18 protein-coding genes are annotated in these 17,596 nt (G+C 68.7%); 10 read left to right on the plus strand and 8 right to left on the minus strand.

Annotated features, from left to right (window positions below):
• Nucleotides 1–14 precede the first annotated feature (14 nt).
• Complete coding sequence (locus AORI_RS47370; RefSeq protein WP_016331665.1) at nt 15–560, plus strand: TetR/AcrR family transcriptional regulator; 546 nt, start codon at nt 15–17, stop codon at nt 558–560.
• Between the two features lie 258 nt (nt 561–818).
• Here the strand turns inward: AORI_RS47370 and AORI_RS47375 are convergent, their stop codons facing one another.
• From AORI_RS47375 to AORI_RS47385, 3 genes are read right to left on the minus strand one after another with little or no spacing between them, the layout of a single operon-like run.
• The gene (locus AORI_RS47375; RefSeq protein ID WP_016331666.1) at nt 819–1,565 is read right to left on the minus strand and encodes an ABC transporter permease; all 747 of its coding nucleotides are present in this window, start codon (nt 1,563–1,565) and stop codon (nt 819–821) included.
• Nucleotides 1,562–2,596: an alpha/beta hydrolase family protein gene (locus AORI_RS47380; RefSeq protein ID WP_016331667.1), complete on the minus strand. Its 1,035-nt coding sequence runs from the start codon at nt 2,594–2,596 to the stop codon at nt 1,562–1,564. Before AORI_RS47380 ends, AORI_RS47375 begins: the two co-directional genes overlap by 4 nt.
• Entirely contained in the window at nt 2,593–3,510 is a 918-nt protein-coding gene (locus AORI_RS47385) for an ABC transporter ATP-binding protein (RefSeq protein WP_016331668.1), read from the minus strand. Before AORI_RS47385 ends, AORI_RS47380 begins: the two co-directional genes overlap by 4 nt.
• Nucleotides 3,511–3,645: 135 nt before the next feature.
• Here AORI_RS47385 and AORI_RS47390 point away from each other — a divergent pair, with 135 nt between their 5' ends.
• Entirely contained in the window at nt 3,646–4,434 is a 789-nt protein-coding gene (locus tag AORI_RS47390) for an ion transporter (protein WP_016331669.1), read from the plus strand.
• Here the strand turns inward: AORI_RS47390 and hrpB are convergent.
• Entirely contained in the window at nt 4,419–6,812 is a 2,394-nt protein-coding gene (hrpB, locus tag AORI_RS47395) for an ATP-dependent helicase HrpB (RefSeq protein ID WP_016331670.1), read from the minus strand. The genes AORI_RS47390 and hrpB overlap by 16 nt on opposite strands.
• Nucleotides 6,809–7,636 (minus strand): glutamate ABC transporter substrate-binding protein, encoded by an 828-nt coding sequence (locus AORI_RS47400; RefSeq protein WP_016331671.1) that lies wholly within the window; start codon nt 7,634–7,636, stop codon nt 6,809–6,811. Before AORI_RS47400 ends, hrpB begins: the two co-directional genes overlap by 4 nt.
• Nucleotides 7,637–7,727: 91 nt before the next feature.
• On the opposite strand from AORI_RS47400, the gene AORI_RS47405 reads away from it, so the two are divergent.
• Together AORI_RS47405 and AORI_RS47410 are read left to right on the plus strand one after the other, a co-directional pair.
• On the plus strand, nt 7,728–8,216 hold the full coding sequence (locus tag AORI_RS47405) for a MauE/DoxX family redox-associated membrane protein (RefSeq protein ID WP_016331672.1): 489 nt from the start codon (nt 7,728–7,730) through the stop codon (nt 8,214–8,216).
• A gap of 2 nt (nt 8,217–8,218) precedes the next feature.
• On the plus strand, nt 8,219–9,013 hold the full coding sequence (locus tag AORI_RS47410; protein WP_016331673.1) for a DsbA family protein: 795 nt from the start codon (nt 8,219–8,221) through the stop codon (nt 9,011–9,013).
• 117 nt (nt 9,014–9,130) lie between these two features.
• Here AORI_RS47410 and AORI_RS47415 read toward each other — a convergent pair whose 3' ends face one another.
• On the minus strand, nt 9,131–10,009 hold the full coding sequence (locus tag AORI_RS47415) for a LysR family transcriptional regulator (RefSeq protein WP_016331674.1): 879 nt from the start codon (nt 10,007–10,009) through the stop codon (nt 9,131–9,133).
• A gap of 125 nt (nt 10,010–10,134) precedes the next feature.
• On the opposite strand from AORI_RS47415, the gene AORI_RS47420 reads away from it, so the two are divergent.
• Nucleotides 10,135–10,956 carry a ThuA domain-containing protein gene (locus AORI_RS47420; protein WP_016331675.1) on the plus strand — a complete coding sequence of 274 codons (822 nt, stop codon included), beginning with the start codon at nt 10,135–10,137 and terminating at the stop codon, nt 10,954–10,956.
• Between the two features lie 144 nt (nt 10,957–11,100).
• Here AORI_RS47420 and AORI_RS47425 read toward each other — a convergent pair whose 3' ends face one another.
• Entirely contained in the window at nt 11,101–11,808 is a 708-nt protein-coding gene (locus tag AORI_RS47425) for an RraA family protein (RefSeq protein ID WP_016331676.1), read from the minus strand.
• Nucleotides 11,809–11,817: 9 nt separating this feature from the next.
• Nucleotides 11,818–12,765 carry a hypothetical protein gene (locus tag AORI_RS47430; protein WP_016331677.1) on the minus strand — a complete coding sequence of 316 codons (948 nt, stop codon included), beginning with the start codon at nt 12,763–12,765 and terminating at the stop codon, nt 11,818–11,820.
• Between the two features lie 181 nt (nt 12,766–12,946).
• Here AORI_RS47430 and AORI_RS47435 point away from each other — a divergent pair, with 181 nt between their 5' ends.
• Genes AORI_RS47435 through AORI_RS47455 form a run of 5 tightly spaced genes read left to right on the plus strand, consistent with a single transcriptional unit; the run spans nt 12,947 to nt 17,513 of the window.
• Nucleotides 12,947–14,140 (plus strand): lipid-transfer protein, encoded by a 1,194-nt coding sequence (locus AORI_RS47435; RefSeq protein WP_016331678.1) that lies wholly within the window; start codon nt 12,947–12,949, stop codon nt 14,138–14,140.
• A gap of 17 nt (nt 14,141–14,157) precedes the next feature.
• Entirely contained in the window at nt 14,158–14,589 is a 432-nt protein-coding gene (locus tag AORI_RS47440) for a type II toxin-antitoxin system Rv0910 family toxin (protein ID WP_016331679.1), read from the plus strand.
• On the plus strand, nt 14,586–15,428 hold the full coding sequence (locus AORI_RS47445) for a MaoC/PaaZ C-terminal domain-containing protein (RefSeq protein WP_016331680.1): 843 nt from the start codon (nt 14,586–14,588) through the stop codon (nt 15,426–15,428). The genes AORI_RS47440 and AORI_RS47445 overlap by 4 nt, the downstream gene beginning before the upstream one ends.
• Nucleotides 15,429–15,438: 10 nt before the next feature.
• Complete coding sequence (locus tag AORI_RS47450) at nt 15,439–16,308, plus strand: SDR family oxidoreductase (RefSeq protein ID WP_016331681.1); 870 nt, start codon at nt 15,439–15,441, stop codon at nt 16,306–16,308.
• The gene (locus AORI_RS47455; protein WP_016331682.1) at nt 16,305–17,513 is read left to right on the plus strand and encodes an acyl-CoA dehydrogenase family protein; all 1,209 of its coding nucleotides are present in this window, start codon (nt 16,305–16,307) and stop codon (nt 17,511–17,513) included. Before AORI_RS47450 ends, AORI_RS47455 begins: the two co-directional genes overlap by 4 nt.
• The last annotated feature ends 83 nt before the right edge of the window (nt 17,514–17,596 follow it).

Here is a 17,596-nt window from a genome sequence, read left to right on the forward strand (position 1 = left end):
ACTACACTTGTAGAGTGCGAAAGGCGACGATCGGGGACGCGGCCATCGAGGTCATCGCGGCCGAGGGGATGCGGGGGCTGACGCATCGCGCGGTCGATCGGTTCGCCGGACTGCCGCCGGGTTCAACCTCGTACTACGCGCGGACGCGGGCGGCGCTGCTGGAACTGGCGATCTCGCGGATGGTCGAACTCGACGAGGTCACCCTCGACCCGCCGCCCGGGCAGCTGGCGGAGTATGTCGCGGGGTTCGCGCACGCGGCGATCACGAAGGGGCGGACGCGGATGCTCGCGCGGTACGAGTTCGCGCTGGAGGCGACGCGGCGGCCGGAGCTGCGGGAGGCCTACGACCGGGGCGGGCTGGTGATCCGGCGGCGGTGCGCGGAGGTGCTCACGGCGTGCGGATCGGCGGATCCTGAGCGGCACGCGCGGGTGCTGGTCGCTTGGCTGGAGGGGACGGTGTTCGACGCGCTGGCGGGGACCGGCTCGCTGCGGCCGCCGGGGTTGGAGGAGCTGACGCGGGGGGCGCGGGAGGTTTTGGCGGGGCTCGGGGTGGCTGGGTAGCAAGGGACCTTTGCTACCACTTGGGGCGCTGACCTGCGGAAAGAGAGCAGGGGACCTTTGCTGTCGCTCACGGGTCGGTATCCGGCGACCGTGTGGATTTTGGGACATCTGACGTCCCAAAATCCACACGGTCACAGCGCACACCTGCGGAAAGAGAGCAAGGGACCTTTGCTACCACGTGGGGCGTCGGCTCGGCGGTCCTGGAACGAGGCGACATGCTCAGGCACCCGGGTGGTAGCAAAGGTCCCTTGCTTCCCGTCAGGCGTCGCGCCGCCGCAGGACGGTGGAACCGGTGACAAGCCCAGCCGCAGCCCAAGCCGCACAGAGCGCGACGCCGACCCAAGGCGCGTAGGGCGCGACACCGCCGAAGATCGGATTCCGCTCCCCGGGCGTGACCATCGCGTTGACGCCAGCGAAGCCGGGGAAGTAGTTCACGAGGTCTTCCCAGCCGAGCGAACCGGCGAACATCGGGATCATCACCAGCAGCACGAACACCGACACGATCGTTCCCGCCGTCGAACGCAGCGCCGTCCCCAGACCGAGACAGAGCAGTCCGAGTAGCGCGAAGTAGGCCCCCATGCCCGCCGCGGTCGCGAGTACTTCGCCCAACGACGAGTCGGGCGCGGGGATCAGCGGCGCCGAGACCGCCACGCCGGCGAGCGTGTTCAGCACGCCGTAGCCGAACAGCACCGGCAGCAGGACGGCCGACTTCGCCGCGAGGACCCGGTTCCGCACCGGGACCCACTGCAGCGACGAACGGATACTGCCGCTCGCGTATTCGCTCGTGATGAACAGCGTCGCCAGCGCGACCACGGCGAACTGCGTGAGATAGAACGCCGCTCCGGTCACCACGGCGTGCGGGGCCATCGGACGGTCGCTGCCGTCCTGGAGGGCGAAGCCGAGAGCCGCCGAGTAGGCGAGCATCAGGAAGACGCCGCCGATCAGGCACCACCAGGTCGACCGGACCGACCAGAACTTGGTCCATTCCGAAGAGATCGCGTTCATCGTGCGCTCCACTGCTTGAAGAAACCGGTCAACTCGGTACGGAAGAACTCCAGCGCCTTCCGCGAGTCGATCGAGCCGTACTGGTTCTCGATCTCGGTCGGCGGGAGCTGCGGTCGCAGCCCCAGCTGGTCGATCAGGATCGCCGCGTCGGTCACCGACGAATGGCCGCTGTTCTCGACCAGGTCCTGCTTCTTCGGGCCGGTGAGCCGCGGCCACGTCTCGTCCCAGGACGCGCGGAAGTACTTCTCGCCGGTCGGGCTGGTCAGCAGCAGGAACGGCCGGTCGAGCGAGACGCCGCCGTAGAACGGGCCGTCGACGTTCACGCCCGCCTTGATCCGCCGGTCGGCGGTCATCGCGGCGGCGGTCGCCGAACCCCCGGCGGAGTGACCGGCCATCCCGATCTTCGTCGCGTCGATCGACCAGCGCCGGTCCTTCAGCAGCGTGTCGACGACGAACGTGGTGTCCACGGCGCGGTTCGCGATCGCGGCGGGCCACGGCTCGCCGGGAAGTCCACAAGCGACACACTGGCGCAGGCCGTCGGGGAATTCCGTCGCCCAGGCTTCGTAGGCGTGGTCGATCCCGGCGACCACGAAGCCTTGCGCGGCAAGGTGTTCGGCCACCGAGGTCAGGGTGATCCGGTTGTTGCCCGCGCCCGGCGAAAGCACCACCAGCGGACGCCGCCCCGGCAATGAGGGCGCGTTCTCCCGCGAGTGGACCCGCACCTTGCTCAACGCGTCCGGCGGCAGGTCGAGTTTCCGCCCGGCGACCGCGGCCGCCGACTCCGCCTCGGTCATGTACCGCGGCGCGCGCCCGATCGGCACGGCCGGATACCAGACGTTGACCATCAGTTCCCGGCGCTTTTCGGGCACCCAGGGATCGGCTCTCCGCTGATCGGTGAGATGCAGCGTGCGCAGTCCGATCGGGAACGGGCCGTCCGGCGCGGGCAGCGACAGCGCCGGTGCCGCCGACGCGACCGCCGGCACCCCCAGCAGGCCGGCGATCACCGCCACCAGGACCATGAGTGACTTCATGCCGCGACTCCCGTTCCGTATTCGACCGACGACGCGGTCAGTTCCATGTACGCCTGTTCGAGCGAGGCCGTCCGCTCGGTCAGCCCGTGCACCCGGATCCCGAGTTCGTGCACCGCGTCGCCGACGAGATGAACGGGCAGGTCGTGCACCAGCAGTTCGTCCTGATCGGCTTCCGTGGCCGCGCCGAGTGCGCGAAGGCGCTGGTCGAGGACACGCAGGTCGGCGGGAGCGGGCACCCGCACCACGACCGACGTCCGCGAATTGCCCGCGATGAATTCGTCGACCGGCGCGTCGGCGAGGAGCCTTCCCTTGCCGATGACGACCAGCCGGTCGGCGGTCAGCTGCATCTCGCTCATCAGATGGCTCGACACGAACACCGTGCGGCCCTCCTCCGCGAGCGAACGCATCAGGTGCCGCACCCAGCGGACGCCGTCGGGGTCGAGCCCGTTCACCGGTTCGTCGAACATCAGCACGCCAGGGTCACCCAGCAGGGCGCCGGCGATCCCGAGCCGTTGCCCCATGCCGAGGGAGAACGTCCCGGCGCGTTTGCCCGCGACGTCGGTGAGGCCCACCGTCGCGAGCACTTCGTCCACCCGGCTCGCCGGGATCCCGTTGCTGCGCGCCATCGCCAGCAGGTGCTTGCCCGCGCTCCGGCCGGGATGCAGTGCCTTGGCCTCCAGCAGCGCGCCGACCTCGCGCAGCGGGAAGCGCAGGTCCTCGTACCTCTTGCCGTCGATGCGGACTTCGCCCGCGCTCGGCACGTCGAGGCCGAGCGTCATCCGCATGGTCGTCGACTTGCCCGCGCCGTTGGGACCGAGGAAGCCGGTCACCTTGCCCGGCTCGACGGCGAAGGTCAGCCCGTCGACCACCGTCTTCTCGCCATAGCGCTTCGTGAGTCCTCGAAGCGTGATCATCCGCGTCCTCCTTCGTGTCCCCGAATCCTCCGATGCGGGGACACCCGCGGTCATTGCCCCGAAGTCATCGGCTACCCCTTACTTTCGGCAGGTGCCGCTCGGCACGAGTCGCCGCGGAAAGGCAGAATCGGCGCCATGACCACCCGCGAACAACGGCGCGTGAATCCGCTCGACCTGGTGATGCTCGTCCTCGCCGTGTTCTCCGTCGGGCTGCTCGCCTACGTGACGTTCTTCCCGCATTCGGAGGAGACGGCGCACCGCGTCTTCGTCATCGACACGACGGTGTGCGGCATCTTCGCGCTGGAATTCCTCTGGCGGTGGCGGCGCAACGGCTGGGAGAAACGGTTCCCGCTGCGCAATTGGTACGAAATCCTCGGCATGATCCCCATCGCGCATCCGGCACTGCGCGGTTTCCGGCTGTTGCGGATCATCGTGGTCCTGGTCCGGCTCGCCCGGACGGCGGACCGCGCGTTCGGGGAGCGGTTCACGCAGCGGCTGGTCGAAAGGCTTTCGCGGCCGATCGTGCTGGCGATCAAGAAGCCGATCACGATTGCGGTGCTCGACGAGGTCGTGAAGGTACTGGAAACCGGGAACTATCCGCAGAACCTCGCGCGCTCACTCGGCGAGAACCAGACGCTGCTGCGGGGGATCATCGCGGAGAAACTCAAGAACGACCCGCAGGCCGGCCGGCTTTCGAAGCTGCCGTTCCACGACGAGGTGGTGCGTTCGGTGATCGACACCGCGATGCGCGTGATCCTCGAAGTGCTGACCGATCCGCGGATCGACGAGTTCTTCGCGCATGTGGTGCGGGAGAACCGGGAGCAGATCCGCAGCGCCGTGCAGCTGGGGCTCAACGAACGTGAGGACGACGAGGAGTTGGCGGCGCAGTTGCCGACCAGACCTCAGCATCAGTTGATGGACTGACCTCGTGACGTGCGCCGGGTGGGCGCGGCGGTCAGCGGGTCCTCCGGCCACGGATGTTTCGGGTAGCGTCCGCGAAGATCGGCCCGTACGGCAGCGTAACCGTTGCACCAGAACGATTCCAGATCGGCGGTGACCGCGGCGGGCCGCCCGGCGGGGGAGAGCAGGTGGAGCACGACGGGGACACCCGCCAGCTCCGGCGTCGCGAGCCAGCCGAAGGTCTCCTGCAGTTTGACCGCCAGCACAGGCTGCTCGCCCGAGTAGTCGACCCGGATCCGCGAACCCGACGGCACCTCCAGCCGGTCCGGCGCCAGTTCGTCCAAACGCGACGCCTCGGGCCAGGGGAGCAGACCGCGCAGCGCGGCACCCGCGTCCAGCGAGGCCAGATCCGATCGGCGGCGTGCCGTACCGAGGTCGAGCCAGCTGTCCAAAGTGGACATCAGGTCGGCGTCGGCGACGGAGGGCCAAGGTGGCCCCAGTACCCGGTGCAGGAAGGACAGACGTTCGCGCAGTCGCTTCCCGTCCTCCGACCAGCGCAGCAGGCCGAGCCCCTCGGTGCGCAATCCGTCCAGCAGCGCGGCGCGGATCGCGTCCGGCGCGGGCGAGCGCAGCGGCTTCTCCGAGAGCACGATCGCGCCGAGCCGTCGCACCGAGCGCGCGACGACATCACCGGAAGCCCAGTGCACTTCGTCCACAGAGGACACCAGATTCGGCGCCGCGCGGACGGCGAGGTCTTCGTCGGCGGGCGCGGCCAGGCGGATGACGCCTTGCGCGCGGCCGGGATCCCGGGTCGCTTCGGCCACCGCCAGCCATTCGACGTCGGCCAGCCCGCTGCCGCGCGGGAGTTCGGCCGCCGTTCCCCCGGCCATCAGGTACACCGGCGTCCCCGCGGCACGCCGCCGCGCGAGCCGCTCGGGATGCGCGAGCGCCACCACCAGCGCCGGATCGGAGGCGTTGCCGCCGTCGGGCACCAGCTTGGAAAGCCTTCGCACGTCACGCTTCCAGCGCTCGTCGCCGCGTACTCGGCGCAACTCGGCTTCGAGGTCGGTCAGCGTGCCGCCGCTGTCCAGCAGTGCGACGACTTCGGCGGCCGAACGCGCGTTGGTGCGCGCCGCGCCGTCCAGCAACGCCCTCGCCAGCCGCGGATGCAGGCCCAGCCCGGCCATCTTCCGCCCGCGCTCGGTGACCGTGCCGTCCTCCGTGGTCGCCCCGAGGGTGGTCAGCAACGCGCGTCCGGCCGCCAGCGCGCCTTCGCCGGGAGGGTCCCACCAGGCAAGGCCGGAACCGTCCGGAGTGGACCAGCAGGCGAGTTCGAGGGCGAACCGCGCCAGTTCCGCCGTCCGGATCTCGGGTTCGGGATAGGCGGGCAGCGCCCCTTGCTCATGCGCGGCCCAGCACCGGTACGCGCGGCCCGGCGCCTCGCGTCCGGCGCGGCCGGCTCGCTGTTCCGCGACCGCGGCCGAAACGCGGACCGTCGCCAGCCCCGGCAAGCCGCGCCGGTGATCGACACGGGGAACGCGGGAAAGCCCGCAGTCCACCACCGCGCGCACCCCCGGCACGGTCAGGCTGGACTCGGCGACCGACGTCGAGAGCACCACCCTGCGCCGGTCGCGCGGGCGCAGCGCGTCGTCCTGGCTCGCCGCCGAAAGCCGTCCGTGCAAGGGCAGCACGTCGGCGTCGAGGCCGTGGAGAAGTCCGCTCACCCTGGCGATCTCACCGGCGCCGGGCAGGAAGGCGAGGACGTCACCGTCCCCTTCGGACAGTGCTTTGTGGATCACGCGGGCCACGGTCGCCTCGATCCGCTCGCCGCGCGAGGGCGGGGAGTACGAGACGTCGACCGGATAGGTCCTCGCGTGCGCGCTGATCACCGGCGCGTCGCCGAGCAGGGCCGCGAGCCGTCCGGAGGCCACCGTGGCGGACGTCGCGAGCAGCCGCAGGTCGTCCCGCAGCCCGGCGCGCACGTCCAGCAGCAGCGCGAGCAGCAGATCCGCGTCGAGATGGCGTTCGTGGCATTCGTCGAGCAGGACGGCCGACACCCCGGCCAGCTCGGGATCGCCCTGCACCCGCCGTACCAGCAAACCCGAGGTGACCACTTCGATCCGCGTCGAAGAAGACACCTTCCGATCGCCTCGGACGGAATAGCCGACCGTCTCCCCGACGCGTTCGCCGAGCAGGGACGCCATCCTCGCGGCCGCGGCCCGGGCGGCGAGCCGCCGCGGTTCGGCGACGATCACCCGGCCTTCGCCGTTGTCCAAGGCGAGCGGCACCAAAGTGGTCTTGCCGGTGCCAGGGGGCGCGACGAGGACAGCGGTGCCGTGGGCGTCGAGGGCGGCTTCGAGTTCGGGCAGGACGGCGCGAACCGGCAGATCGGGAAGGGTCACTTCTCGGTGACCTGCGGAGGAGGCGGGATCCGGTAGCCGGACGGGCCGATGTTGCGGTTCAGCGATTCGAGCCATTCGCCGGACGAGATCATCTTCTGGATCGCCTTGGCCACCGCCGCCTTGCCCTCGGTGTCGTCCTTGCGCAGGCCGACGCCGTACTTCTCCTTCGAGAACGGCTTCCCGACGACCCTCAGCAGCTCCGGGTTCTGCGCCACGTAACCGGCGAGGATGACGTCGTCGGTGGTCACCGCGTCCACCTGTCCGGCGAGCAGCGCGGTGACGCAGTCCTGGTAGCGCGGGTACTCGACGAGCTGCACGGCCTGGGCGAACTTGTCGCGCACCTGCTCGGCGGAGGTGGTGCCGCCCACGGCGCACAGCTTGCGGCCGTTGAGGTTCTCCGGCCCGGTGATGTCGGTCGACCGGAGGCGGACGAGGAGATCCTGGCCGGTGTCGAAATAGGGGCCGGCGAACGCGACGACCTGTTTGCGTTTTTCGGTGATGGAGTAGGTCGCCACCATCAGATCCGTGATCCCCGAGGTGATGTCCGTCTCGCGGGACGACGGCCTGCTGTCGTGCCAGGTGATGTGATCCTCGTCGACACCCAGTTCGCTCGCGACGTACTTCGCCACGTCGACGTCGAAACCGACGTAACGGCCGTCCATCGTTCTTTTGGAAAGTCCCGGCTGGTCGAAGCGGATGCCGATGGTGAGCTTGTTGGACGCGACGGCGCGCGCGACGAGAGAATCCGACGGACCGGCCTCTTCGCCGCAGGCCGCCGCTGTGACCAGCATCAAGCAGGCCACCAGCAGGGCGCGTCCCCTCATCGGGTGCCTCCGTCCGCCGCCTCACATTGTTCTCAGGGTCGGCGGTTAGCCTAGGCCCGTGCGTAGACCGCCCCAAGTCGTACTCGACGCCGTGGGCACACTCGCCCGGCTCGGACTGGCCGCCGTCTGGTTGATTTCCGGAGCGCTGAAGATCAGCGATCCGGGGCAGACCTACATCGCGGTCCAGGCCTTCGACGTCCTGCCGGACGGGCTCGTCCGCCCGGTCGCGATCGGCATGCCGCTCGTCGAACTGGCGCTCGGCCTGTTCCTGCTCGCCGGGTTCGTGACCCGGTGGGTGTCGGTGCTGTCGGTGCTGCTGCTCGCGGTGCTCATCGCCGCCATCGCCCAATCCTGGGCGCGCGGGCTGAGTATCGACTGCGGCTGCTTCGGCGGTGGCGGTCAGATCGCCGCGGATCAGACGCAGTATCCGCAGGAGATCGCCAGGGACCTCGGATTCGCGCTCTTGGGTGTGTGGCTGATCGTGCGGCCGCGGACCTGGCTGTCGGTGGACGGCTGGCTCGGGAACTCCGGGGCCCCCGCCGACGACGACTATGTGGGTATCGCTGAAGGGAACGAATAATCGTGGGTGGAGCTGAGCGCAACGCTCGGAAACGCAAGCAGCAGCAGACGGCGGCGCGCTCGGTGGCACAGGCCAGGGGCGTCGCGGGCGGCGACAAGAAGAAGGTCGTCGCGATCACCGTCGCGGTGGTCGTCCTCGCCGCGCTGGTGATCGGCGGCGTCATCTGGACGACGTCCAGCAAGGACAGCACCGAGGGCAAGGTGATCGGGGCACAGCCGACCGCGTCGGCGCCCGGCGTCGTCGAGAAGCGCGACGGGGCCGCCGTGGTCGTCGGCAAGCCCGAGGCGAAGAAGACCATCGACATCTACGCCGACTTCCTCTGCCCGGTCTGCAAGCAGTTCGAAGAGTCGTTCAAGGGGCAGATCGAAGAGCAGGTGAACAACGGGACGCTGCAGGTCCGGTACCACATGCTGCCGATGCTGAACCAGCGTTCCGACCCGCCGGGCTACTCGCTGGACTCCGCCAACGCCTCCCTCGCGGCGGCCGACGCGGGCAAGTTCCTCGCCTTCCACGACGCGCTGTTCAAGGACCAGCCGGAGGAAGGCGGCCGCGGGTTCGACAAGGCGCAGCTGATCAAGCTGGGCCAGGACGTCGGCATCACCGACCCGGCCTTCGCGCTCAAGGTCAACAGCGGCGCGTACGACCAGGAGATCCAGGACGCGTACAAGAAGATCTCGACGGACCCGTCGCTGCAGCAGGACTTCGGCAACGGCCCCGGTTTCGGCACGCCGACCGTCACTGCGAACGGGCAGGTCGTGAAGCTCAAGGAGGGCTGGCTGCAGGAGGTCATCGGCTAGCTTTTCCCGTGAAGGCCCCCTTCCCTCGGCTCAGCCGAGGGAAGGGGGCCTTCACGCTGTTCGGGGTCGGTGGGGCAGCCGGGTGGTAGCAAAGGTCCCTTGCTCCCTTTTCGCAGGTCAGGGGTGCGAAGCGACGGAGGCGAAGGCCTGTACGCGGGCCGTCTCCGCGGAGCGCGGCCAGACGAGGCCCCACTCGACGTCGGGTGAGCCGGCGAAGGGCACGAAGCGGATCCGCGGGTGGCTGAAGTACTCCCGCGCGTGCGCGGCTAGCGGGCAGATACCGGCACCGGTGGCGATCGCGGCGAGTAGCTCTTGAAAGGTCGCGAAGGGCGTTCCCCGACTTACGGGATGCCCGGCCGGCGTCAGCCATTGTCGCGGTTCCTCGATCCAATACGGCTCCGGCGGATGCGCCGCGCGAAGGACGGTGTCGCGGGCGAGGTCGTCGAGGGTGACTGACTTGCGTCGCGCGAAAGGGTGTTTCGACGACACAGCGAGCACCATCGGTTCGGTGTACACGGCCGGTCCGGTCGTGAGATCGGGTTCGTCGACCGGAAGCAGCGTCACCAGCACGTCGATCTCGCCCGATCGCAGCATCGCGAACGGGTCGGCGAAGTCGGCCTCGCGGATGAGCAGTTCGGTGTCCGGGTAGCGCTGCCGGAAACGGTCCAGCAGGTCTTCGGTCAGATCGGCGACGCCCGGTGCTTCGAAGCCCAGCCGCAGCACGCCGCCGATCCCGCGGCCGGACGCGATCGCGCGGTCGATGCCTTCGTGCAGCGCGCGGTAGGCGGGGCCGAGGTCGTCCCGCAGTCGCTCGCCGATCGGCGTGAGCCGGACCCGCCTGCTCGTGCGGGCGAACAGCGGTACGCCGATCCGGCGCTCCACCTGCTTGATCGTCTGGCTCACCCGCGCCTGCGAGACGTGCAGGCGTTCCGCGGTGCGGCCGAAATGCAGTTCGTCGGCCAGTGCCAGGAAGATCTCGATATCCCGCAGTTCCATAATCCCCAGGTTATCGATAGGCGCCGGTGTCGGTCAGCGGGAACCGTCTTTTTCGCAGGTCTGGCGCTTTGTCATGTGTTAATTCAAGATGTGAACTTAAATGCTTCCGGCATGGGTGGTGGGGTATGACGAAATTCGCGGTCCGGCTCGCTCTGCTGTTCGTTTCGTGTCTCGCGCTGGCGTTGGCGCCGGTGACGGCACAGGCGGCACCCGCGTTCAAGGTGCTCGCGTTCTACAACGGCACCTACGACGCGGCGCACATCAGCTTCGTCAAGGAAGCCAATCAGTGGTTCCCGAAAACCGCTACGCAGAACAACTTCAGCTACACCGCGACCAACGACTGGAACCGGCTGAGCTCGTTGCAGCCCTCGCAGTACCAGGTCGTGCTGTTCCTGGACGACCTGCCGCAGACCTCCGCGCAGCGCTCGGGCTTCGAGCGCTACATGAACGCGGGCGGCGCGTTCTTCGGCTTCCACGTGGCCGCGTTCAACACCAATCCGTCCACCTGGGACTGGTACCACAACAGGTTCCTCGGCACGGGCGCGTTCAAGTCCAACACCTGGGGTCCGACGACGGCGACGCTGAAGGTGGAGAACCGGCCACATCCGTCGACCACGCGGCTGCCCGCGACGTTCACCTCGTCGGTGAGCGAGTGGTACGCCTGGAACCGCGACCTGCGCGGGAACCCGGACATCCGGATCCTCGCGTCGGTGGACCCGGTGAGCTTCCCGCTCGGGACCGACCCGAACCAGTCCTGGTACAGCGGGTACTACCCGATCCTCTGGACCAACGCGAAGTACAAGATGCTCTACGCGAACTTCGGGCACAACAAGATGAACTACGAGACGAACCAGCCGCTTTCGTCGAGCTTCGCCAGTGAGGTGCAGAACCGCTTCGTCGTCGACGGTCTGCTGTGGCTCGGTGGGAGGCAAGCCGCCCGCGGATGAGCCGGGCCGCGAGTGGTAGCAAAGGTCCCTTGCTCTCTCGCGGTGCCGTGAAGGCCTCCTTGCCTACCCTGAAGGTAGTGAAGGAGGCCTTCACGGACGACGGGTGCGGTGTGCCCCGGGTCAGGTGGTAGCAAAGGTCCCTTGCTACTCCTCGATGGCGCCCCCGACCGCCCGCAGGTGCTGCCGAAACGTCAGCGAAGGCGACTTCGCCCGCTCCGCGAGGAAGTCGGCGAAGCGGACCTGCTCGCGAAGCGACTCTCCGGCGCGGATCCGGTCGGCCTGGCGGCGCTCGGTGTCGCGGATGCCTTCGGCGCGGTCCAGGACCTCGTCCGCCCGGTCGGCCGGGACGAACAGGACGCCGTCCTCGTCACCGAACACGAGGTCTTCCCGCGTCACCGTCCACTCCCCGACGACGGCGGATTCGAGCGCGCCGTCCGGGCGGGCGGAGACCGAGAGCGGGCCGGTCGGGATCGAGCCGAGACTGAACACCGGCAACCCGATCTTCTTGATGTCGGCGGTGTCGCGGTGCAGCCCCCAGATCACCACACCGCTCAGCCCCGCCGCCTCCGCTTCGAGGACCGCGAGGTCCCCGACGCAGCTCTCGTCGAGCCTGCCGCCGTTGTCGACGACGAGGACATCGCCGGGGTTCGCGGTTTCGTACGCCTCCAGGAAGACGTCGACGCTGCCGACGTGCCGGGCGGGGGTGACCCGTCCGGCCACGCGGGCGCTGGGCACGACCGAGTGCGTGCCCGCGGGCGCGCACCGGACCTGAACGCCGGCGCGGACGCAGCCGTCGGTCAGGTGTGCGGTGGTCAGCAGGGAGAACCGCTGCCGAAGCTCTTCGGGATCCATACCCCGACTTTAGCCACGGCGCCACACCACGAGCTTGTCGTAGTAGTCGTCGTCCTGCAGGGTCCCCATGATTTCCCCGTTGTCGCTCACGATCGCGCCGCAACCGCTGGACGGCGCGGGAAGCGTCTCGACCGGGCCGCCCGGCGTCCACGCCGCGGGAATCGTGTCGGTCCCCATGGTTCGCAAGCAGCCCGTGAGGAGCCCCGACCCGTTCAGCGCGGTCACCGTCATGGTCTCCGGCACCGGGATGGACGTGTCGTGGGCCGTCCAAAGCCGTTGGCCTCCTTGGAGGTCGGCCAGCACCTTGCCGTCCCGGATCGCGATGGCGCGTGCCTCACGGACGCCCTCGGGGAGGACGAGTTGCCGTGCCACGCCGTCCTTCCAGAGCCAGGCGCCGCCTAACTGTTCCTGCATCAGGATCGTGCCGTCGTGGTCGATGTCCACCGGGCCGAGCAGCGGCGGGGAGTCCAGGAGCACCGGGTGCGCGCGGTCGCCGGCCGGCCAGAACGCGGCCCACGAGCCGTATCGAGGATCGTTGTACACGCGACCGACGATGTCGCCGCGGTTGTTCATCCCGGTGACGACCGTCTGGGCGTACCCGGGAACCTTCTCGAGGAGCTGGAACGCGCCGTTCTGGAAGACGAACGAGCGTTTCGTCGCCGTCGAACTCGCGTACCCGTTCGCGAGGATGGCTTTCGACGTGTTCTCGTCCACGGCTTCGACCGTGTCGTAGCCCGCCGGGAAACCGTGGTTCCGCACCATCCAGCCCGACCAGGTGAGCAGTCCCCGGTTGGAGTGTCCCGCGTAGCTCCCGGCGCCGTCGGTGCCGACCACCCGGATGGCGTCTCCACCTGGCGGCCGTAGGTAGCTCATCGTCCAGTCGCTCGCCGACGCGGTGCCCGCCGACAACAGACCGGCGGCGACGGTGGCCGCCAAGACCATGCTCGTCCGTTTCATCGTTACCCCCTGTGAGTCGTGTTCTCCCTGTTTAACGGGGGTGTGGCTCGCCCGTCTGCGTCACCTGACACGCAACGTGCCGTGAATAACATCCGTTCAGACCTGTATGTAAGGGGTTGATAAATACAGTCCTGTCTGTATCTTCAGTGGCAGCAGCGACCCGGCAACGACAAGGAGCGTCGTGGTGGCCAACAAGGTGTACGTCGTCGGCGTGGGCATGACGAAGTTCGAGAAACCCGGACGCCGCGAGGGCTGGGACTACCCGCAGATGGCCAAGGAGTCCGGGACCAAGGCGCTCGCCGACGCCGGGATCTCCTTCGACGAGGTGCGGCAGGCCTACGTCGGCTACGTCTACGGCGAGTCGACCTCGGGGCAGCGCGCGGTCTACGAGCTCGGCATGACCGGGATCCCGGTCGTCAACGTCAACAACAACTGCTCGACCGGGTCGACCGCGCTCTACCTGGCCGCGGAAGCGATCCGGGGCGGCCGCGCGGACTGCGCGCTCGCGCTCGGCTTCGAGAAGATGCAGCCTGGATCACTGGGCTCGACCTACGACGACCGCGAGCAGCCGATGGGCAGGCACATCCAGGCGCTCGCGGAGATCTCGGAGGTGCTCTTTCCGCCCGCGCCGTGGATGTTCGGCGCGGCAGGCCGCGAGCACATGAAGACCTACGGCACCACCGCCGAGCACTTCGCCAAGATCGGCGAGAAGAACCACCGGCATTCGGTGAACAACCCGTACGCGCAGTTCCAGGAAAGCTATTCCCTGCAGGACATCCTCGACTCGCGGATGATCTACGACCCGCTCACGAAGCTCCAGTGCTCGCCGACCTCGGACGGTTCCGGCGCGGCGATCCTCGCCAGTGAGTCCTTTGTGGACTCGCATGGGCTGGCCGGGCAGGCCGTGGAGATCGTCGGGCAGGCGATGACCACCGACTTCGCCAGCACCTTCGACGGCACCGCGAAGAACATCATCGGCTACGACATGAACGCCCAGGCCGCCCGCCAGGTGTACGACCAGGCGGGGCTCGGTGCGGCGGACTTCCAGGTCATCGAGCTGCACGATTGCTTCTCCGCCAACGAACTCCTCCTCTACGAAGCGCTCGGGCTCTGCGCCGAAGGGGAGGCCGGGAAGCTCGTCGACTCCGGTGACACCACCTACGGCGGGAAGTGGGTCGTCAACCCGTCCGGCGGGCTGATCTCCAAGGGACACCCGCTCGGCGCCACCGGCCTCGCGCAGTGCGCCGAACTGACCTGGCAGCTGCGCGGGACCGCCGGCAAACGCCAGGTCGACGGCGTCCAGGCCGCGTTGCAGCACAACATCGGACTCGGCGGCGCCGCCGTCGTCACCGCCTACCAGCGCGCCGAGCGCTGACCCCGAAAGGAAGAACCATGGGCAAGATCAGTGCCTCCGTCGAACTCCCCGCCGCTCCGGACAAGGTGTGGGCGGAGTTCTCCAACCCCAACAACTTCGAGAAGTGGCTGACCATCCACACCAAGTGGAAGGGCGAGGTCCCGGCCGAATTCTCCAAGGGGGCACAGGCTTCCGAGGTCGTCACGATGCTCGGGATGCCGAACACGATCACCTGGACCGTCGACGAGTTCGAGGCGCCGTCGAAGCTCGCGATCTCCGGCACCGGGATGGCCGGGGTGAAGGTCAAGTTCGAGCTGTCGGTGGAGGCGTCCGGAGACGGTTCACTGGCCAGCATCGACGCGGAGTTCGCCGGCCAGATGATCGTCGGCGCGCTCGGCAAGGCTGTCGAGAAGGACGGCAAGAAGAACCTCGACGCCTCGCTCGAGAACTTCAAGGCGCTGGTCTCGTGACCGAGCGGTTCGACCCCGGCGGACTCGGCAAGTGGACCGGCGAGTCGCGGTTCGAGGTCACCCGCGAGCGGCTGATCGAGTACGCGAAGGCCACGAACGACCCGATCCCGGCGCATCTCGCCGGGGACGTCGCGAGCCCCGTGTTCGCGATCGTGCCGGTGTTCGAGTCGCTGATGGAACCCGCGCTCGAGGTCGTCCCGGTCGGCTTGTTCGGCCGGATCGTGCACGGGGAGCAGGAATTCCGGTTCCACCGGCCGATCCGTCCAGGCGACAAGCTCGTGTCGCGGGCGCGGATGACCGGCTACGAGGGCTTGCCGAACGGCACCCGAGGCACCATCCACCTCGAATGCCGGACCGACGACGGCGACCTGGTCAACGAGCAGTACGTGACGCTGTTCGTGCGCGGGTTCGACACCGGCGAGACCCGCGGCGAACTCGGGCCGGACCACAAGTTCGACGAAGCCCTCCGCGCGCAGGCGCCGGTGGCGAAGGTGAACCAGCACGTCGACGACGACCAGACGTATCGGTACGCGCCCGCCGCCGGCGACCCCATGCCGATCCATCTCGACGAAGAGGTCGCGAAGGATTCGGGACTGCCGGGAATCATCGCGCACGGCCTGTGCACCATGGCGTTCACCTCGTGGGCGCTGCTGACCGAGGTCGCCGGGTCCGATGTGGACAGACTGAAACGGTTCGCCGTCCGGTTCGCCAAGCCGGTGCTGCCCGGCCAGGACCTGACGACGCATATCTGGCGCGCGGGCGCCGGGAGCTACGCGTTCGAAACCAGCGTCGGCGACACCGTCGTGATCAAAGACGGTCTCGCGGAATTCGCGGAGTAGGAGCAAAGCCATGGGAGCACTCGACGGACGCGTCGCCGTCATCACCGGCGCCGGACGCGGGATCGGCCGCGAGCACGCGCTGCTGTTCGCGCGGGAGGGCGCGAGCGTCGTGGTCAACGACCTCGGCGGGGCGAACGACGGCAGCGGTAGCGACGCCGGGCCCGCGCAGGAGGTTGTCGACGAGATCCGCGCGGCGGGCGGGAAGGCCGTCGCGAACACGGCCAATGTCGCCGACTGGACGGGTGCCGCCGAACTGGTGACGCAGGCGGTGGACGAGTTCGGCAGGCTCGACGTCGTCGTGAACAACGCGGGCATCCTGCGCGACGCGTTCATCGCCGGTCTCGAGGAGTCCCAGTGGGATTCCGTGATCGCCGTGCATCTGAAGGGGCACGCGGCGGTGCTGCGGCACGCGGCCGCCTACTGGAAGAGCGCGAGCAAGGCCGGCGAGCCGGTGGCGGGTTCGGTGATCAACACCGCCTCGGCGTCCGGGACCACGCTGCCGAACGCGGGCCAGGCGAACTACGGCGCCGCGAAGGCGGGTATCGCCGCGCTGACGCTGGTCGCCGCCGAGGAGCTGGAGCGCTACGGCGTGCGGGTCAACGCGATCGCGCCGATCGCGCGCACGCGGCTCACCCTGGCGACGCCGGGCATGGGCGCGATCTTCGCGCAGGAGGTCGAAGAGGGGGAGTTCGACGCGTTCTCCCCGGCGAACATCTCGCCGCTGGTGGCCTACCTGGCGACCGAGAAGTGCCCGCTCACCGGCAAGGTGTTCGCGGTGCAGGGCGGCGCGATCTCCGAACTCGCGGGCTGGCACGACGTCAAGGTGATCGAAACCGAGGCGGCCTGGGAGATCGACGACATCGCCGCGAGGCTCCCGTGATCGAGTGGTCCGAGACCGAACTGCTGATCAGGGACGCGATCCGGGAGTTCGTCGACAAGGAGATCCGTCCGCACCTCGACGCGCTGGAGAGCGGCACGCTGCCGCCGTACGACATCATCCGTAAGATGTTCGCGTCCTTCGGCATTGACGCGCTCGCGCGGGAATCGGTGTCGAAACTGCTGTCGAAGGAACGCGGCTCGGGTGGCGGCGGCTTGGCGTTCGGTGGGCAGGAGGCGATGGCGCTCATCGCGGTGAGCGAGCTGGCCGGGGTCAGCCTCGGCATCGTCGCTTCGCTCGGCGTGAGCATCGGGCTGACCGCGCAGACGATCCTGACCAAGGGCACGCAAGCGCAGAAGGAGCGCTGGCTGCCCGGGCTGGCGACGTTCGAGAAGGTCGGGGCGTGGGCGATCACCGAACCCGACTCCGGCTCGGACGCTTTCGGCGGCATGAAGACGTCGGTGCGGCGTGACGGTGACGAGTACGTCCTCAATGGACAGAAGACGTTCATCACCAACGGGCCTTATGCCGACACGATCATCGTGTACGCGAAGCTCGACGACGGCTCGGACGTGCGGGACCGCAAGGTGCTGACGTTCGTGCTCGACAAGGGGATGCCCGGGCTCACGCAGGGCAAGCCGTTCAAGAAGATGGGCATGATGTCGTCGCCGACCGGCGAGCTGTTCTTCAGCGACGTCCGGCTCGGGCGGGACCGGCTGCTCGGCGAATCCGAGAGCGGCCGCGACGGTGACAGCAAGGCCGAGGTGAAGTCCGGGTTCGCCGTCGAGCGGATCGGCGTCGCGGCGCTGGCGCTCGGGATCATCAACGAATGTCACCGGCTGTGCGTGGACTACGCGAAGAACCGGAAGCTGTGGGGCCAGGAGATCGGGCGGTTCCAGCTGATCCAGCTCAAGCTGGCGAAGATGGAGGTCGCGCGGATCAACGTGCAGAACATGGTCTTCCAGCTGATCGAGACCCTGCGCGCGGGCAAGATGCCGACGTTGGCCGAGGCTTCGGCGATGAAGCTGTACTCGTCGGAGGCGGCCACCGAGGTCGCGATGGAGGCCGTGCAGCTGTTCGGCGGCAACGGGTACATGGCGGAGTACCGGGTGGAGCAGCTGGCGCGGGACGCGAAGTCGCTGATGATCTACGCGGGGAGCAACGAGATCCAGGTGACACACATCGCGAAGGGTCTGCTCGGCCGCTGAGGGAGCAAGGGACCTTTGCTACCACCCGGGATCCGGCGGCCCGGCGGACGACACCCGTGCTTGGGCGGACGACACCCGTGATC

The sequence above is a fragment of the Amycolatopsis keratiniphila genome (assembly GCF_000400635.2).
GTDB lineage: Bacteria > Actinomycetota > Actinomycetes > Mycobacteriales > Pseudonocardiaceae > Amycolatopsis > Amycolatopsis keratiniphila.